The organism is Nonomuraea sp. NPDC001699 (assembly GCF_053596455.1).
The window spans coordinates 1-17377 of record NZ_JBSFGF010000002.1 but is presented as its reverse complement, the minus strand read 5'-3'; the positions used below and the strand labels follow the sequence as shown (position 1 = coordinate 17377).

Below are 17377 nucleotides of genomic sequence, written 5' to 3'. Positions count from 1 at the left end.
ACCTCAGCCGCCCCGCATCGAGGCGGCCGCCGAATGCTGCGCCTATCATTCGGCCTGTCTCAAACCGACGAACCGAGTAAGCGCGCCAACAGGGCACGTCACCTGACGCACCGATTCACCAGGGTACCGCTTTACGGTGCCCTAGGCGAACCGGACGGATCGTCGGAAGCCTGCCGAAGCTACTCGGCGGACTTGGCTCGGCGGGAGCGTCGCCGCCCTCTGCCGGAAGTCTGGCTGGCCTGGTCGTCCTCAGCCGGGACGTCATCAAGCGCACCGGTCACGGTATCACGGCTGGCGGAGTCCTTGGCCGCGGAAACCTTGTCCGAGACCGCCTTCTCGATCGCCATCTTGCCCTGCGTACCACGCGGCTCGGGCTTGGCCTCGACCGGCTCGGTCGAGACGATCAGCCCACGCCCGTTGCAGCACTCACAAGGCGTCGAGAACGCCTCCAGCAGCCCCTGGCCGACCCGCTTACGCGTCATCTGCACCAGGCCCAGGGAAGTCACCTCGGCGACCTGGTGCTTGGTCCTGTCGCGCGCCAGGCACTCCAGCAGCCGCCGCAGCACCAGGTCGCGGTTGGACTCCAGCACCATGTCGATGAAGTCGATCACGATGATGCCGCCGATGTCCCGCAGCCGCAGCTGGCGCACGATCTCCTCGGCCGCCTCCAGGTTGTTCCTGGTGACGGTCTCCTCGAGGTTGCCGCCCTGGCCGGTGAACTTGCCGGTGTTGACGTCGACGACGGTCATCGCCTCGGTACGGTCGATCACCAGCGAGCCGCCGCTCGGCAGCCACACCTTGCGCTCCAGCGCCTTGCCCAGCTGCTCGTCGATCCGGTACGACTCGAACACGTCGCCCTGCCCGGTGTCCCAGCGCGACAGGCGCTCGGCCAGGTGCGGCGCGACGTACTTGACGTACTCGTCGACGGTGTCCCAGGCGTCCTCGCCCTGCACGACCAGCGAGGTGAAGTCCTCGTTGAACACGTCGCGCACGACCCGGATGGTCAGGTCGGGCTCGGCCGACAGCAGCTCGGGCGGGCTGGCCGACTTGGCCTTCTTCTGGATGTTCTCCCACTGGGCCGACAGCCGGGCCACGTCGCGGGCCAGCTCGTCCTCGGAGGCGCCCTCGGCCGCGGTACGGACGATCACACCGGCGTTCTCCGGCATGACCTTCTTGAGGATGCTCTTGAGCCGGGTGCGTTCCTTGTCGGGCAGCTTGCGGCTGATGCCGGTCATCGACCCGTCCGGCACGTACACCAGGTAACGGCCGGGCAGGCTGATCTGCGAGGTGAGCCGGGCGCCCTTGTGGCCGATCGGGTCCTTGGTGACCTGCACCAGCACCGACTGGCCGGACTTCAGCGCCGCCTCGATCCGCTTGGGCTGTCCCTCCAGCCCGGCGGTGTCGAAGTTCACCTCACCGGCGTACAGGACGGCGTTGCGCCCCTTGCCGATGTCCACGAACGCGGCCTCCATCGACGGCAGCACGTTCTGGACCTTGCCCAGGTAGACGTTGCCGACGTAGGACTGGCTGGCCTCGCGGTTGACGTAGTGCTCGACGAGCACGCCGTCCTCGAGGACCGCGATCTGCGTACGGTCGCCGTGGCGGCGCACCACCATCATGCGGTCGACGGACTCGCGGCGAGCCAGGAACTCCGACTCCGTGATGATCGGCGGACGCCTGCGGCCGAGCTCGCGCCCCTCGCGGCGGCGCTGCTTCTTGGCCTCCAGGCGGGTCGAGCCGCGCACGCTCTGCACGCCGTCGGTGGCGGTCACCAGGGAGGCGGCGCGGCCGGAACGCGGCGCGCGGATGCGCACCACCGTGTTCGGCGGGTCGTCGCTGGAGGGCTCCAGGGTCTCCTCGGTGCCGCGGCGGCGACGACGGCGACGACGGCGAGAGCCGGCGGCCTCTTCCTCCTGGCCCTCCTCGCCCTGGTCCTCGTCGGCCTCCTCGTCGCCTTCCTCGCCTTCCTCGCCCTCGTCACGCTCGCGCGACTTGCCGCGGCCCCTGCCTCCGCGGCGGCGGCGGCGACGGCGACCGCCGCCCTCCTCCTCCTGCTCGTCGGAGGTGTCGATCTCGCCCTCGTCCTCGACGAGGGTCTCGTCGACGAGCTCCTCGACCTCCTCGGGCTCCGGCTCGGGCTCGGGCCGCCGGATCACCGCGGGCTTGCCCTGGGTGGGGTCGGGGGCCTGGAACAGCGGCGCGAAGATGGCCGCGGGACGCTGGAACGCCGTGCCCGGCTCGTCCGTCCTGCGCGCGCTCAGCCCGAAGGGGTCGGCGAGCAGGCTCGGCCGGTCGACCTCCTCGTCGAGGTCCTCACCGGCGGGCTCGTCGTCGAGCGGCTCGTCCTCGGGCAGGATCTCCAGGATGTCCTCGTCGGCCGCCTCGGCGGCCTCGGGCACGGTGACGGCCACCTCGACGTCGGAGGGCGTCGCGACGACCTCGACGTCGGCGCCCGCCGGAGCCTCCACGACGACCTCTTCGGCCTTCTTCCGCGTACGCCGCCGCTTCGGCGCCTCGGCCTCCTCCTCCGGGAGCGCTCCCGCGACCTCCGGCTCGGCCTTCTTCGTCGTACGGCGGCGCGTCGTGGTCGCGGTGGACCGCGTGCGCGTGGCCCTCTTGGGCTTCTCCTCGGGCATGTCGGCGGCGTCGACCACGGCGTCAGCAACGGCCGCCTCGACCGCACTGGCCACCTCGCCGGCTTCGGCCGGACCGCCCGCGTACGCCAGGCTCTCGGCCTCCGGGCTCTGCAGCACGGGCGCCACGACCGGCTCGGCCGCGCCGGCCGTCCGCTCGGCGGCTTCCCGCCGGTCGACGACGGGCGCCACGACGGGCTCGGCCGACGTGCCGGCCTGCGACGCGGCAGGGCTCTCGGCCTGCTGCGGAGCCGGCCCCTCAGGCACGACGGCTCCGGACGCGACACCTTCGGGCGTACCGGCCGCAAGGGCACCGGCTCCAGCCGCGGCGCCCTCGGGCGCGCCGGGCTCTGCCTGAACGCCCTGGGCGGCTCCGGCCTCGGCTGCGGGCGCCGCCGCGCGGGCCCGGGTTCTCCTGCCGCGCCCCGCGTCGGGGGCGGGCTCACCGGCCGCGCGCTGCACGGCGTTGGTCTGCACCGGTTGCACGTCGGCAACCGACGGCGCGGCCTGTGCGGCCGCGACCGTGATCGGGGCGGCGGCGGCCGGCTCCTCCGGCAGCTCCGGCGGGGGACCCGCCGGGCGGCTCGCGGAGCGGCGGCGCCTGGTCACCTTGGGCTGTTCAGTTGTCTCCCCGTCAGGGCCAGTGGCCCCGGCGTTGGGCTCATTGTCGAGCATGCGGGCGCTCTCCCGTCAGCTCCCGGGCGCGTCGCCGCGCCGCGCAGGAGCCATCGTGTCTCGTTGTCCGCCCCCGCCTCCGGGAAGGAGGCGCGGGCGCCAAGTCCTGTCAGCGGTGGCGCCCCGCTCACGCAGGGCACCTCCTTAGCCGACGACGTGCTCACCCGCCGGTCCCGCCTCGCCGCCGCGCGTCGTCTCGCGGTCAGGGCCGAGCGGGTCGGCAAGCTCACCGGTACCGGCGTCGAGCGGCCCCTGCGCCAGCCTGGTCACCTCGGGGGGGACCGGCGGCGCGAAGTCGGCCACAAGGCGCAGCCCTGTGAGCACATCATCGGGTCGAACGGCAGGCGTCATGTGCCGAACAACCATGCGCAGTATGACACACGTCTGTCCTGGCACCTGAGCTGCAGTTCTGTCTGTTCCCTCGGACACCACGAGCCCCAGGACGGCCTCCCGCGCGTCGAAGCGCCGGGGACCCTTCTTGGTGAGGCGCTCGACCTCCACGGTGCCCGCCGCGAGGAATTTCTCCACCGCCACTTGGGCGAGCTCGCGATCGGCGCCGGGCAGGCGTACCTCCCAGTCGGAGACCTCCAGTCGGTCGGCCAGCCCCCCTGGGCCCGCCTCCACGACGTCGACCACATCGAGACCGGGCGGCAGCGACGCGTCCAGGCTGGACTTGACCTGCCCGGGGTCACACAACGTGGTGACACCGATCTCGAGGTATTCGGCCTCGCTGGCGACGCCGGTCGGCGCTGCGCCCGCGTAGGAGATCTTCGGGTGGGGCGAGAAGCCCGCGCTGTAGGCCACCGGAATACCGGCACGACGGACCGCCCTCTCGACGGCCCGCGAGATGTCGCGGTGACTGGTGAAGCGCAGGCGGCCGCGCTTGGCGTAACGCACACGAAGGCGCTGCACCGTAGGCGCGGGCGGAGGCCCGTCGGGAACAGGTTTCAGAGCTTTGCGTCCTTCCCTTGTAAGAGTTCCTTCTCCCAGGATAAGCCGCCGCGACACGTGTCCGTGTACGCCGTGACACGGCTCGCCCACTGAGCGCGCTAGACCACGGTGAGAGGAAGGAGCTTGCGCCCTGTCGGGCCTATCTGGATCTCGGTGCCCATGGTGGGACAGACCCCGCAGTCGTAACACGGGGTCCAGCGGCAGTCTTCGACCTCACCGCCGGACACGGCCTCCTGCCAGTCCTGCCACAGCCATTCGCGGTCGAGCCCGGCGTCGAGGTGGTCCCACGGAAGCACCTCGTTCTCGGCCCGCTCGCGGGTGGTGTACCAGTCGACGTCGACGCCCGCCTTCTCGGCGGCCTGCATCCACCTGTCGTAGGAGAAGTGCTCGCTCCAGCCGTCGAACCGGCCGCCGTCCTCCCAGACGGCCCTGATCACCGCGCCGACCCTGCGGTCGCCCCGCGAGAGCAGGCCCTCCACGATGGACGGTTTGCCGTCGTGGTAGCGGAAGCCGATGGCCCGGCCGTACTGCTTGTCGCCGCGCAGCGAGTCGCGCAGCGCCTTGAGCCGCCTGTCGACGGTCTCGTGGTCGGCCTGCCCGGCCCACTGGAACGGGGTGTGCGGCTTGGGCACGAACCCACCGATGGAGACGGTGCAGCGGATGTCACGGCTGCCGGTGGCCTCGCGACCCGCCTGGATGACCTTCTTGGCCAGGTCGGCGATGCCGAGCACGTCTTCGTCCTGCTCGGTGGGCAGGCCGCACATGAAGTAGAGCTTCACCTGCCGCCAGCCCTGCGAGTAGGCGGTGGTGACCGTGCGGATGAGGTCTTCCTCGGTGACCATCTTGTTGATCACCTTGCGCATGCGCTCGGAGCCGCCCTCGGGGGCGAACGTGAGACCCGAGCGCCTGCCGTTCCTGGAGAACTCGTTGGCCAGGTCGATGTTGAACGCGTCGACCCTGGTCGAGGGCAGGGACAGCGAGGTGTTGGTGCCTTCGTAGCGGTCGGCCAGGCCCTTGGCGACCTCGCCGATCTCGGAGTGGTCGGCCGAGGACAGCGACAGCAGGCCGACCTCGTTGAAGCCGGACTCCTTGATGCCGTTGTCCACCATGGCGCCGATCGTGGTGATCGACCGCTCCCGCACCGGACGGGTGATCATGCCCGCCTGGCAGAAGCGGCACCCGCGCGTGCAGCCGCGGAAGATCTCCACGCTGAACCGCTCGTGCACCGTCTCGGCCAGCGGCACCAGCGGCTTCTTCGGATAGGGCCACTCGTCGAGGTCCATCACCGTGTGCTTGTGCACCCGCCACGGCACCTCGGACCTGTTGGGCGCGACCCGCTTGATGCGCCCGTCGGGGTGGTAGTCGACGTCGTAGAACTTCGGCACGTAGACGCCGCCGGACTCGGCGAGCCGCATCAGCAGCTCGTCGCGCCCGCCGGGACGCCCCTCGGCCTTCCACTCACGGATGACCTCGGAGATGGCGATCGAGATCTGCTCGCCGTCGCCGAGCACGGCCGCGTCGAGGAAGTCGGCGATCGGCTCGGGGTTGAAGGCCGCGTGACCGCCGGCGAGCACGATCGGGTCGTCCTCACCCCGGTCGACGGCCCTGAGCGGGATCCCGGCGAGATCGAGCGCGGTCAGCATGTTGGTGTAGCCCAGCTCGGTCGAGAACGACAGGCCGAGCACGTCGAAGGCGCGCACCGGCCGGTGCGCGTCGACGGTGAACTGCGGCACGCCCTCGGCCCGCATGAGCGCCTCAAGGTCCGGCCAGACCGCGTAGGTGCGCTCGGCCAGGGTGCGGGGCAGCTCGTTGAGGATCTCGTAGAGAATCGCCACGCCCTGGTTGGGCAGCCCGACCTCGTAGGCGTCCGGGTACATCAGCGCCCACCGTACGTCGGCGGAGTCCCAGTCCTTGACGGTCGAGTTGAGCTCACCCCCGACGTACTGGATGGGCTTCTGCACCTTGGGCAGCAGCGCTTCCAGGCGGTGGAATATCGACTCGACAGGCATACCTTCCAGGGTAGCGGCGCGCAGACGGTGACAGGTCCGGCCGGACACCAACGCGCCGGTCGGACCGCCCGCGCCTTCTTCTAGCTGAACGACTGCCGCCGCACCCTGATGGCCAGAAGCAGCCCGACCGCCATGAGATTCGCGAACGTGGCGGTGCCGCCGTACGACACGAAGGGCAGCGGCAGTCCGGTGATCGGCATGATCCCGATCGTCATCCCGACATTGATGAACGTCTGGAACGCGAACCAGCACACGATCATGCCCGCGACCAGCGTGCCGAACCGGTCGTCGCAGTGCCGGGCGACCTTCAGCCCGCGCAGCAGCACCACGCCGAGCAGCAGCACCACGGTGACCGACCCGATGAACCCGAACTCCTCCCCCGCCACCGTGAAGATGAAGTCGGTGTGCTGCTCGGGCACGAACCGGCCGGTCGTCTGCCCGCCGCCGAAGAGCCCCTTGCCCAGCAGCTGCCCCGAGCCGATCGCGATCAGCGACTGCGTGCTGTTGTAGCCCACCCCGCGCGGATCCACCTTCGGATCGACGAACGCGGTGAACCGCGCCACCTGGTACGGCTCCAGCAGGTTGAAGTAGAACACGCTGAACACCCCGGCCGCCGCCACGAGCACCAGCGCCACGATCCACCGCTTGCGCACGCCCCCGATCACCAGCCCCGCCGCCGTGATCACGGCGAGCACGAGCGCGGTGCCGAGGTCGGGCTGCAGCATCACCAGCCCCATCGTGATGCCCGCCGCGATCAGGGCCAGCGTGATGTCCAGGCCGCGCGGCCGGTCGCTGCCCTCGGCGGGCTGGGCCAGCAGCATCGCGATGATCAGCAGCAGCCCGACCTTGGCGAACTCCGACGGCTGCACCGCGAACCCGCCCCCGAGCAGGATCCACGAGTGCGACCCGTTGATCGTCGCCCCCAGCGGCGTGATCACCAGCGCCAGGCCCACCAGCGACACCAGGAACACCAACGGCGCGTACGCCCGCATCGCCCGATGGTCCACCATCGCCACCACGGCGCACAGTGTCACGCCGATGACCTCGTTGAGCAGGTGTTTCTTCACCAGCCCGGTGGCCCCGGGCGCCCACGTGCGGGTCGAGGACCACACCAGCAGGGTGCCGATCAGGCACAGACCGGCCACGGCGACGAGCATCAGCCCGTCCATGCGCCGCACCACCGAGTGCTCGCCGATCGCCCGCTGGATGAGCGAGGGCCGCCGCTGCGCCATGGCGCGCGTCATTGGTGGATCACCGTCCCGTCCGGCGCGAACTTCGGCAGCTTGGTCGGCAGCCTGCCCCCGGGCACCGCGGCAGGCTCGCCCTTGAAGCCGTAGATGCCCTCGTAGATCTCACGTGCGGCCGGCGCCGCGGTCGAGGCGCCCATGCCGCCCTGCGACACCATGACGACCACCACGAACTGCGGATTGTTGGTGGGCGCGAACGACGCGAACCACGAGGTGTCCTTCTTGCCCCACACCTCCGCGGTACCGGTCTTGCCGCCGATGCGCACCTTGTCCATGGGGAAGCCGGTGAACGCCCCTGCCGCGGTGCCGTCGGAGGGCACCTGGCTCAGCGCGTTCTTGATGTAGAGGCGTTCCTTGTCGCTGATCGGCAGTTTGCCGACCACCGGCACGTCGATGGTCTTGACCACCTTGCCGTCCGGCCGCACCTGCGCCCACCCGATGCGCGGGCTGCGGACCTTGCCGTCGCTCACCAGCGCCATGTAGGCCCGCGCGAGCTGCATCGGCGTCACCAGGACGTCGCCCTGCCCGATGGCGAAGTTGGCCGAGTCACCGGGACGCAGCAGGAAACCCTCGGTGCAGTTCTCCAGCGCCAGGCGTTTGAGGAAGTCGGCCCGCGCCCGGTCCTTCTCCTCCGGATACCCCTTGCGTGACCGCTCGCAGCTCGTCGCGCTGGTCCGGTTCCACATGTCCTTCTTCCAGGCCCGGTCGGGGATGCGCCCGGAGGACTCGCCCGGCAGGTCGACCCCGGTCGCATGGCCGAACCCGAAAGCCCTGGCGGTGTTGGCGAACACTTCCTTCGTACGCTTCTTCGGGTTGCGCCCGCCGTCCTTCAGGTACTGCTCGTACGCCGCCCGGTAGAAGATCGTGTCGCACGACTTGACCAGCGCCGTGTGCAGGTTCATCTGCCCGAGGCCGATCCCCCGGAAGTTGCTGAAGGACCGGTCGCCCACCATGTACGCCCCAGGGCAGTCGTACGTGCCGTTGATCGGATACCCGGCCCGCAACATCGCCGACACCGACGACACCTTGAACGTCGAACCGGGCGCGAACTGCCCGTTGATCGCCCGCGAGACCAGCGGCTTGCCCGACTTGTCCGACAGCAGCCATTGGTATCCCTTGGCCGAGATGCCCCCGGCCCAGATCTCCGGGTCGTACCCCGGTGCGCTGGCCACCGACACGACCCGCCCGGAACGCGCGTCCAGGACCACCGCGGCGCCGCCGTCCGCCCCCGGCGCGCTCTGCATCGCGTGCGCGAGCGCCTTCTCCGTCACCGCCTGCACCCGCGCGTCGATGCTGGTCACCAGATGGTCTCCGGCGACCGGCTGCACCTGCTCCTCGACCCCGAGGGCCTTGCCCATCCGGTCGACCTGCACCCTGCGCAGCCCTGACTTGCCGCGCAGCGCGTCGTCGTAGACGTACTCGATGCCGTCGCGCCCCGCCAGGTCGACGCCGGAGAAACTGGCCTTGAGCCCTTCGCGCTTCTCCAGCTCCGCCTCGGTCACCGGCTGCAGGTAACCCAGCATCTGCGCCCCGGCCCGGCCCCCCGGGTACTGCCGGACGGAATGGATCTCGGCGGTGACCCCGGGGAACTCCTCCTGCCGCTCCAGGATCTGCAACGCCTCGCGCGTGTCCACCTTCTCGTCCAGCGGAACCGGCTGGTACGGCGACCCCGTCCAGCACGGCTTGCCCACCCCCGGACCGCACGGCGTGATGCGCTGCCGCAGGTCCTTGACCGGCCGGTCGAGCACCGCGGAGAGCCTGCGCAGCACGCTCATCCCCCCGCCCGGCATCCTGTTCAGCTTCGTCCTGTCCACGGACACGACCAGCGCCGTCCTGTTGCGCACCAGCGGACGCCCCGAGGAGTCGAGGATCTGCCCCCGCACCGCGGGCACGATCACCGTGCGCGTCCTGGTCTCCATCGCCCTGGTCACGAACTCCTGGCCGCGCACCACCTGCACCTGCCACAGCCGTACGGCCAGCACGACGAGCAGCACCACCACCAGGACGTGCAGCACCAGCAATCTGGCACGCATGCGGATCATGTCGAATACCTCGGCTGTCTCCCCCGGGTGGCCAGCCAGATCACCACCGGCGCCACGATGAGCGTGTAGAGAACGGTGACGGGCACCTGCTGGGTCAAGGTCGACAGCGACACCCGCGGATCGGAGATCAGCCCGGCCACCCCGACGGCCACCAGAGGCGCGATCAGCACGCACAGCACGACGGTCGTCGCCGGCCCGCCCGCGCCGCGCCCCGCCACGTAACCCACCACCGCCAGCACGAACGCGTACTGGCCCATCAGATGCGCCGTCGGCGGCATGAGGTCCACCAGCAGCCCCGAGAAGAATCCGACCATCGCCCCCGCCACCGGCCCGCGGTCCAGCGCCACGCCCACCACCGCCAGCAGCACCAGATCAGGCGCGCCGCCCGCCGGCAACGGCAGCCGGTTGACCAGCATGACCTGCGCCAGCACCGCCAGCACCACGACCATCGCCCCGATCACCGCGCCTCCGTCCCCGCCGAAAGCAGCACGCCACTCATCCCCCGATCACCACATCAGCGGCGGCCCCGTCGGAGGCCGTGCCGTCGCCGGTCACCGCGCGCCCTCCTTGGCCGGCAGCACCGCGTCACGCGGGTCCCGCTTGGGCCCTTCTACGACCACCCCGACCACGTCGAGCGCCGTCAGGTCGGCGAACGGCCTGGCGTAGGCGATCCGGGTCAGCTCCCCGGGCGTGGACTCGACGCGTTCGATCACCCCGATCGGCACCCCCGGCACGTACGGCCGCCCGTTCTTGGAGCCGAAGCTGACGATGCGGCCGCCCCGCTCCATCGGCGCCGTCGAGTCGAGCAGCCTGAACTGCACGAGCCGCCCGTTCTCGCCCACGCCGTGCACCACGCCGATCTCCTGCCCGCCCTCCAACCGCCCCCCGGCGGCCGAGGCGGGGTCGCTGAGCAGCACCACGGTCGAGGTGGTGGCCGAGGCCTGGATGACCCGGCCGACCAGCCCGTCACCGTTGAGCACCGTCATGTCGGTACGCACCCCGTCGCCCGTGCCCACGTCGATCTGCACGCTGTCCTCGAAGCCCGGCTGCCCGCGCCTGGCCACCACGTTGGCCGTGACCACCTTGTAGCCGCCGGTGCCCGAAAGGCCGAGCAGCTTCTTGAGCTCCGCCGACCGGGTGGCGTCGAGCGTGCTGGAGGACAGACCGGCACGCAGCCTGGCGTTCTCCGCCTGGAGCTGCTCGATGTGCCGCTGCGCGCTGGGCGCGCTGGCCAGGGCGTGCAGGAAGCCGCCGACGGGACGCACCACGCCCCCGCCGAACCGCTCCGCCGCGCCGAACACCCAGGATCCCGCCGAGCGCAGCGGGCGCAGCGGTGAGCTGTCGCCCGCACGATGGTCGATGGTCAGGACGACCAGCGCCGCCATCAGCAGCACTCCCAGGATCAGCCGGGCCCGGCGCGAGTCTCTCATCAGTGCCGCGACTCCGGAACCAGGACCTGCTGCAGGGCCTCGAACTCCTCCGCGCACTTGCCCGACCCGATGGCGACCGAGTCGAGGGCGTTCTCCACCAGGTGGACGGGCATGCCGGTCTCGGCCTTGACCCGCTCGTCGAGGCCCTTGAGCAGGGCGCCGCCGCCGGTCAGGGCGATCCCGCGGTCCATGATGTCGCCCGACAGCTCGGGCGGGCACTTGTCGAGGGTGGTCTTCACCGCGTCGACGATCGCGTTGACCGGCTCCTCGGTGGCCTTGCGGATCTCCTCGCTCGACACGATGATCGTCTTGGGCAGCCCGCTGATCAGATCGCGCCCGCGCACCTCGGCGTGGGACTCCTCACCGTTGGGGCAGGCCGAGCCGATCGCCATCTTGATCTCCTCGGCGGTGCGCTCGCCGAGCATCAGCGAGAACTCCTTCTTGGCGAACGTGATCACTGCCTGGTCGAGCTCGTCGCCGCCGATCCTGATCGACTGGCTGGTGACCACGCCGCCCATCGAGATGATGGCCACCTCGGTGGTGCCGCCGCCGATGTCGACCACCATGTTCCCGGTGGGTTCGTGCACCGGGAGCCCGGCCCCGATGGCGGCGGCCATCGGCTCCTCGACGATGTAGACCTTCCTTGCGCCTGCCTGGTAGCCGGCTTCCTTCACCGCGCGCTGCTCGACGCTGGTGATGCCGCTCGGCACGGCGATGATGATGCGTGGCTTGGCGAAATGGCGTCGTCTGTGCACTCGTTGGATGAAGTAGCGCAACATCCGTTCGGTGACGTCGAAGTCGGCGATCACGCCGTCCTTCAGCGGGCGGACCGCGACGATGTTGCCGGGCGTACGACCGATCATTCGCTTGGCCTCGATGCCCACCGCCACGATCTTGCCTGTGGTGGTGTTGATCGCTACGACTGACGGCTCATTGAGCACGATGCCCCGGCCACGCACGTATACCAACGTGTTGGCGGTGCCCAGATCGACCGCCATGTCACGGCCGAGAAACGCGAGCTTGCTGCCCATGGGGAACGGAGCCCTCCGTATCGTCGTTCGCGAATGACTACGGATCGAATTCGAATCGTAACGTGACGTACCCACCAGTGAGCGCAATGAGCCCTCGCGCTCCACAAAAATCTCCAGCCCCTACCTCAACCTGGATTTTGCCCGAATTGCACCCACACGACCGGATCAACTACGTCAGCGCCTGCCAGACTTGGAACGCTACAACGTGCCGCCGACAAAACGACGCGCCCGCACGGCGTGAAGCCGGCGGGCGCGTGGGTGAAGCTGACTGCTAGAAGCGGTCGGGGAAGAAGATCTTGATCTCCCTGGCCGCGGACTCGGGCGAGTCGGAGCCGTGGACGACGTTCTCGCCGATCTCCAGGGCGTGGTCGCCGCGGATCGTGCCGGGGGCGGACTTGACCGGGTCGGTGGCGCCGGCGAGCGTGCGGAAGGCCTCGATGGCGCGCGGGCCCTCAAGGACCATGGCCACGAGCGGCGCCGACGTGATGAAGTCGACCAGCTCGCCGAAGAACGGCCTCTCGGCGTGCTCGGCGTAGTGCGTCTTGGCGGTGTCGGCGTCGAGGGTGCGCAGGTCCATCGCCACGACCTTGAGGCCCTTGCGCTCCACGCGGGCGATCACGTCACCGATGAGGCCACGCTTCACCCCGTCGGGCTTGATCAGGACAAGAGTGCGCTCGGACACGTGTGGTTCTCCTTTGAACAGATTCGGGTCGCGGCTACAGGCGCCTGGCCTGACCACGAGGGCGCTCGCGGGGCACGGGCCCTCGCGTCGCCATAGCCGTCGCTCAGCTTACCGTCCACGCCCCCACCCTCGACGCCACAGGCACGACGCGCGCGGGCGAGGAGTGTCAGGACCGCCCGGCCACCACAGGTGCGAGGCAGGCGACCTGACACGCGCACGCCAGGCCCTCAGGACCGCTCGCCGTCCTCCGGCGAGGGTGACTGCGGCGGCACCGCGGGAACGGGCTCGCCCGGCTCGTCCTCCTCAGGGGCGGGAGAACCTTCGGGAGCGACCGATCCCCACGTCCTGACCGGCTCCTCCGCCGCCGCCTCGCTGCCCCGGCCGGCCCCGACCGCGACCTCTGCCAGTTCGCCGCCGGACGGCGGTTCCTCCTCCCTGGACGGCCGCCGTCCCATCACCGCCGCCAGCACGATGACGCCCACCAGCAGGAACCCGCCGATCAACGCCCACCAGTGCAACGCGCCCACGAAGCTGTCGACCAGTTCCTGGCGCGACCCGACGCCCTCCAGCATCCACATCTGCACGCCGGTGCCCAGCAGGTAGCCCGCGAGCACCCCCGCGAAGCACAACGACAACCCGAACGCGGCCGCCCCGATCCCGACCTCGCCGAGCGTGGCCGTCACCGCGACCGTCGCCCCCACCGCCAGCAGCGTGAACGGCACCGCCAGCACGAGCCCGTCGGCCGACGGCACGACCAGCCGCACCGAGCACAGGCCGACCACCATCGCCAACAGCCCGAGCGGCGCCGCGAACCGGCCCACGCCCTTGGCGAACATCCGCACGCCCACCCCGGCGACGACCGCGAGCACCGCCGCCACGCCGAACGGCGTCCACAGCCCGCGCAGCCCCGGCCCGCCCAGACCGCCCATCTCCACCAGCGTGACCTGCGCCGTGCTCGGCAGCAGCACCACCCCGACAGCCACCATCGTGTACGCGTACGTGCGGTTCTCCGACCGCCCGATCGAGCCGAGCGCCAGCAGCCCGGCGATCGCCAGCCCGGCCAGCAGGATCACCGGGACGACCCCCCACCCCGCGCTCGCCGTGCTGATCGCCACGACCGCGATGCCCGCCGCGGGCACCGCCGCGAGCAGCAGCCGGCTGCACTCCCGGGCGTCCGGCGCGGGCGCGGGCCATCGCCCGGCGAGCCTCCAGACCACCAGGTACGCCGCCGCCAGCGCCAGCCCGACCCCGGTGGCCATCGGGTAGGGCTGCAACGTGACCTTCCAGCTCGTCACGTCGACCAGAGGCCAGAGCGCGAACGCCTGAGCCTCCAGCAGGCTGACGCCGAACACCCCGGCCCACAGACCCCGCAACGCGGGTGTACGGTCCCAGACCGCCACCAGCGTGGCCGGGACGATCAGGCCGCCACCCATGCCGCGCAGCACGCGTACGACACCGACGACCAGTTCGGAAGCCGCGTATCCGCCCGCCGCGTCGGCCACCGCCACCAGCGCGAGCCCCGCGACCAGCACGTGGGCCACCTTCATCCGCCGTAACGCGACGGCCGCGAGCGGCACGGTCAGCATCAGGGCGGGCAGCGCCAGCCCGTGCGTACGACTCAGCCCGATCTGGTCGAACTCACCCGGCAGCAGGTCGGCGACCACGGACAACGTGTTGGGGATCGCGACGATCGCCAACGGCAGCGCCACGAGGACGAGCAGCCCGAGCACCACGTCGAGCAGCCATGAACGTCTGAGGCCAGCCGAATGCGGCGACCGTTGATTTGGGGGGACGGCCATGTAGGCCGACTTTAGCGGGAAGTCACGCCCTCGACACGGCGAGCGACGATAATCGCGGTGATCCACAGTGCGGCGAAGATCGCGCCGAGGAAGAACATGGTGGACACGACGAAGCCCGTGGCGATCGCCAGCACCTGGACGACACTGCCCATGACGTACCCGAAGGGCCGTTTGAGCAGGCCCGCGGCGACCACGCACAGCACCGCGAGCCCGATGCTCACGGTGACGGCGAGCGCGGGGGCGACACCGCCCACGGTGATCGCGACCGGCGTGACGAGCCCGGCCACAATGGCCTCCATGCCGAGCACGCTCGCGCCGAGCCTGCGCATGCCCGGCGTAACCTCGAAATTCATCTCACACCATCCGCCTTCAGCAGATGCCGGGCATCTCCCGCCGTAACCACCGAACCGGTGATGAGCACCCCGGTCCCGCTGAACTCCCCTTCGGCATCGGCGATGCCGATGCCCCTGTCGATGGCCTCGTCGAGCCGCTCGACGACGTGCACGCGGTCCTCACCGAACAGCGGCACGGCCAGCGCGGCGAGCTCCTGCGCCGACAACGACCTGGGCGATGAGTTGGTCGTCACCACGATCTCGTCGACCATCGGCTCCAGCAGGTCCAGCAGGGTCTCGACGTCCTTGTCACGCATGACCGCGACCACGCCGATCACCTTGGCGAAGTCGAACGCCTCGTGCAGCGCCTCCAGGCTCGCCTCCAGCCCGCCGGGGTTGTGCGCGGCGTCGATCACCACCGTGGGGGTGCGCCGCACGACCTCCAACCGGCCGGGCGAGGCCGCCTGAGCGAACGCCTGGCGTACCAGATCGACGTCGAGCGGGTCGTCGCCGCCGGTCAGCGCCTCGACGGCGGCCAGCGCGCAGACCGCGTTGCTGGCCTGGTAACTGCCGTAGAGCGGCAGGTAGACCTCGTCGTAGACGCCCTTGAGCCCGCGCAGCGTGAGCAGCTGCCCGCCCATCGCCATCTCCCGGCCGAGCACGCCGAACTCCAGCCCCTCGCGCGCCACGACCGCGCCGACCTCGGCCGCACGCCGCATCAGCACCTCGGCCGCGCCCAGCTCCTGCTGAGCGAGCACGGTCGTGGCACCCGGCTTGATGATCCCGGCCTTTTCCCCGGCGATGCTCGGGATGTCAGGCCCCAGACGATCCATGTGATCGAGGGAGATGGGCGTGATGACCGACACCAGCCCGTCCGCGACGTTCGTCGCGTCCCACGACCCGCCCATGCCCGCCTCGATCACCGCGACGTCGACCGGCGTGTCGGCGAACGCCGCGAACGCCATGGCCGTCAGCAGCTCGAAGAACTGGATGCGCCGGTGCCCCTGCGCGTCGGCCAGCTCGACGTAGGGCAGGATCTCCTCGTAGACCTCGGCGAAGCGCTCCTCGCTCAGCGGCTCACCGTCGACCGTGATGCGCTCGCGCACGGTGACGAGGTGCGGGCTGGTGAACCGCCCCACCCTCAGGTTGCGCTCCCGCAGCAGCGCCTCGGTCAGCCGCGCCGTGCTCGTCTTGCCGTTGGTGCCGGCGATGTGTATGACCGGGTACGCCCGCTGAGGCGAGCCGAGCAGGTCCAGGAGGGCGGCGACCCTGTCGAGCGTCGGCTCGAAATCCCACTCGACGCCCCGCTCCAGGATGGCGCGTTCAACCGCACGATAATCCACCCCTCAACCCTACTGACCACGCGAAGCGCTCTGGACGCGGGGCAAACATATCGTGAATCGTATAGAAAATTGGAGGGTACTCACCTCTCCCGGCGGGTGCCACCTTGGAGAACAGCCTGCTCTACCCCCCAGCAGGCGCTTTCAAGGAGGCCATCGTGGAAGGCGAGAACACTCGCGAGGAAAGGCAGCGCGGAATCACCAGAAAAGCGCTGTTCAAAGCGGCTCTCATAGCGACACCGGTCCCGTTCCTGATCGGCGAGGTGCCGGCCCTGGCCCGCACCATGGTCGGGAGCGGCCAGGAGCTTGAGCCCACCCCGTTCTGCGACGACGGCGACGATCTGACGATCTCGCAGACCGAGGGCCCCTACTTCAAGCCGAACTCCCCCCAGCGCTCGACCCTCCCCGGCTCGGGGACCCCGCTGACGGTGAGCGGATACGTGTTCGGCACCTCCTGTCAGCCGCTGGCGAACGTGCTGCTCGACTTCTGGCAGGCGGACACCAACGGCAACTACGACAACGTCACGTACAACTTCCGTGGGCACCAGTACACGAACGCCCAGGGCGCCTACAAGCTCACCACCATCGTGCCCGGCCTCTACCCCGGTCGTACCAGGCACATCCACGTCAAGGCGCAGGCTCCTGGCCGAGGGATCCTCACCACGCAGCTCTACTTCCCCGGCGAGCCGCGCAACAACACCGACTCGATCTACGACCCGAGACTCCTCATGAACGTCCGTCCAGTCGGCACGGGGAAGGAGGCGACGTTCGACTTCGTGCTGAACGTCCAGGGCGTGCCCCCCACGCAGACGCCTACCCCCACGCCCACGACGAGCCCGCCTCCGGGCGGCGGAACCTGGAAGGTTGGGGTGACCTACCAGGCGGGTGACCAGGTGACGTACGGCGGGCAGACGTACCGGTGCCTGCAGGGGCACACGTCACAGGCCGGCTGGGAGCCGTCCAACGTCCCGGCCCTGTGGCAGCGCGTCTGACCCCACTGGTCCCCGAACGCAAAAAAGGGCCACCCCGGCTGCTGGGGGTGGCCCTCGTTCGTGCTTCCATGCCACAGAACGCAAAGAAGGCCCCACACAACCGTGTGGGGCCTTCTTTGAAAGATTGTCCGGCGGTGACCTACTCTCCCACACCCTCCCGAGTGCAGTACCATCGGCGCAGAGAAGCTTAACTTCCGGGTTCGGAATGTAACCG

At 70.2% G+C, this 17377-nt stretch carries 13 protein-coding genes and 1 rRNA gene; 1 reads left to right on the top strand and 13 read right to left on the bottom strand.

Translation table 11 applies throughout. The features are described 5' to 3' along the window. Nucleotides 1-179: 179 nt before the first annotated feature. The 12 genes from ACWCSU_RS05495 to ACWCSU_RS05440 all read right to left on the bottom strand — a co-directional run bounded on the left by ACWCSU_RS05495 (nt 180) and on the right by ACWCSU_RS05440 (nt 16174). The gene (locus ACWCSU_RS05495) at nt 180-3308 is read right to left on the bottom strand and encodes an Rne/Rng family ribonuclease (protein ID WP_449933760.1); all 3129 of its coding nucleotides are present in this window, start codon (nt 3306-3308) and stop codon (nt 180-182) included. A 144-nt stretch (nt 3309-3452) separates the two neighbouring features. Further along, the gene (locus tag ACWCSU_RS05490; protein ID WP_449933758.1) at nt 3453-4205 is read right to left on the bottom strand and encodes a TIGR03936 family radical SAM-associated protein; all 753 of its coding nucleotides are present in this window, start codon (nt 4203-4205) and stop codon (nt 3453-3455) included. 152 nt (nt 4206-4357) lie between these two features. Then, nucleotides 4358-6268, bottom strand: a complete 1911-nt coding sequence (locus tag ACWCSU_RS05485) for a TIGR03960 family B12-binding radical SAM protein (RefSeq protein ID WP_357698919.1) — start codon at nt 6266-6268, stop codon at nt 4358-4360. A gap of 80 nt (nt 6269-6348) precedes the next feature. Then, nucleotides 6349-7512 carry a rod shape-determining protein RodA gene (gene rodA, locus ACWCSU_RS05480; protein WP_357698921.1) on the bottom strand — a complete coding sequence of 388 codons (1164 nt, stop codon included), beginning with the start codon at nt 7510-7512 and terminating at the stop codon, nt 6349-6351. Then, on the bottom strand, nt 7509-9557 hold the full coding sequence (gene mrdA, locus ACWCSU_RS05475; protein WP_357698922.1) for a penicillin-binding protein 2: 2049 nt from the start codon (nt 9555-9557) through the stop codon (nt 7509-7511). Before mrdA ends, rodA begins: the two co-directional genes overlap by 4 nt. Then, nucleotides 9554-10018 (bottom strand): rod shape-determining protein MreD, encoded by a 465-nt coding sequence (mreD, locus tag ACWCSU_RS05470; protein WP_364091029.1) that lies wholly within the window; start codon nt 10016-10018, stop codon nt 9554-9556. Before mreD ends, mrdA begins: the two co-directional genes overlap by 4 nt. Nucleotides 10019-10108: 90 nt before the next feature. Further along, nucleotides 10109-10987 carry a rod shape-determining protein MreC gene (gene mreC / locus ACWCSU_RS05465; protein ID WP_357698926.1) on the bottom strand — a complete coding sequence of 293 codons (879 nt, stop codon included), beginning with the start codon at nt 10985-10987 and terminating at the stop codon, nt 10109-10111. After that, nucleotides 10987-12018: a rod shape-determining protein gene (locus ACWCSU_RS05460; protein WP_352358052.1), complete on the bottom strand. Its 1032-nt coding sequence runs from the start codon at nt 12016-12018 to the stop codon at nt 10987-10989. Before ACWCSU_RS05460 ends, mreC begins: the two co-directional genes overlap by 1 nt. Before the next feature lie 271 nt (nt 12019-12289). Beyond that, the gene (gene ndk, locus ACWCSU_RS05455) at nt 12290-12700 is read right to left on the bottom strand and encodes a nucleoside-diphosphate kinase (protein ID WP_357698928.1); all 411 of its coding nucleotides are present in this window, start codon (nt 12698-12700) and stop codon (nt 12290-12292) included. A 227-nt stretch (nt 12701-12927) separates the two neighbouring features. After that, on the bottom strand, nt 12928-14433 hold the full coding sequence (locus ACWCSU_RS05450) for a hypothetical protein (RefSeq protein ID WP_449933752.1): 1506 nt from the start codon (nt 14431-14433) through the stop codon (nt 12928-12930). A 77-nt stretch (nt 14434-14510) separates the two neighbouring features. Continuing rightward, a complete protein-coding gene (locus ACWCSU_RS05445) occupies nt 14511-14852 on the bottom strand; it encodes a DUF4233 domain-containing protein (protein WP_449933750.1) in 342 nt (113 codons plus the stop codon). Continuing rightward, nucleotides 14849-16174 carry a bifunctional folylpolyglutamate synthase/dihydrofolate synthase gene (locus ACWCSU_RS05440; protein WP_364091040.1) on the bottom strand — a complete coding sequence of 442 codons (1326 nt, stop codon included), beginning with the start codon at nt 16172-16174 and terminating at the stop codon, nt 14849-14851. The genes ACWCSU_RS05445 and ACWCSU_RS05440 overlap by 4 nt, the downstream gene beginning before the upstream one ends. A 155-nt stretch (nt 16175-16329) precedes the next feature. Between ACWCSU_RS05440 and ACWCSU_RS05435 the strand changes: the two genes are divergently transcribed. Further along, on the top strand, nt 16330-17163 hold the full coding sequence (locus tag ACWCSU_RS05435; protein WP_357698935.1) for a dioxygenase family protein: 834 nt from the start codon (nt 16330-16332) through the stop codon (nt 17161-17163). Between the two features lie 126 nt (nt 17164-17289). On the opposite strand, the gene rrf is transcribed toward ACWCSU_RS05435, so the two are convergent. Beyond that, nucleotides 17290-17377, bottom strand: a 5S ribosomal RNA gene (gene rrf / locus ACWCSU_RS05430); the annotation flags it as partial.

Coding starts and splice junctions, on each gene's coding strand:
- mrdA (WP_357698922.1), bottom strand. CDS start 9,557: ATGATCCGCATGCGTGCCAGATTGCTGGTGCTGCACGTCCTGGTGGTG.
- ACWCSU_RS05485 (WP_357698919.1), bottom strand. CDS start 6,268: ATGCCTGTCGAGTCGATATTCCACCGCCTGGAAGCGCTGCTGCCCAAG.
- mreC (WP_357698926.1), bottom strand. CDS start 10,987: ATGAGAGACTCGCGCCGGGCCCGGCTGATCCTGGGAGTGCTGCTGATG.
- rodA (WP_357698921.1), bottom strand. CDS start 7,512: ATGACGCGCGCCATGGCGCAGCGGCGGCCCTCGCTCATCCAGCGGGCG.
- ACWCSU_RS05495 (WP_449933760.1), bottom strand. CDS start 3,308: ATGCTCGACAATGAGCCCAACGCCGGGGCCACTGGCCCTGACGGGGAG.
- ACWCSU_RS05445 (WP_449933750.1), bottom strand. CDS start 14,852: ATGAATTTCGAGGTTACGCCGGGCATGCGCAGGCTCGGCGCGAGCGTG.
- ACWCSU_RS05460 (WP_352358052.1), bottom strand. CDS start 12,018: ATGGGCAGCAAGCTCGCGTTTCTCGGCCGTGACATGGCGGTCGATCTG.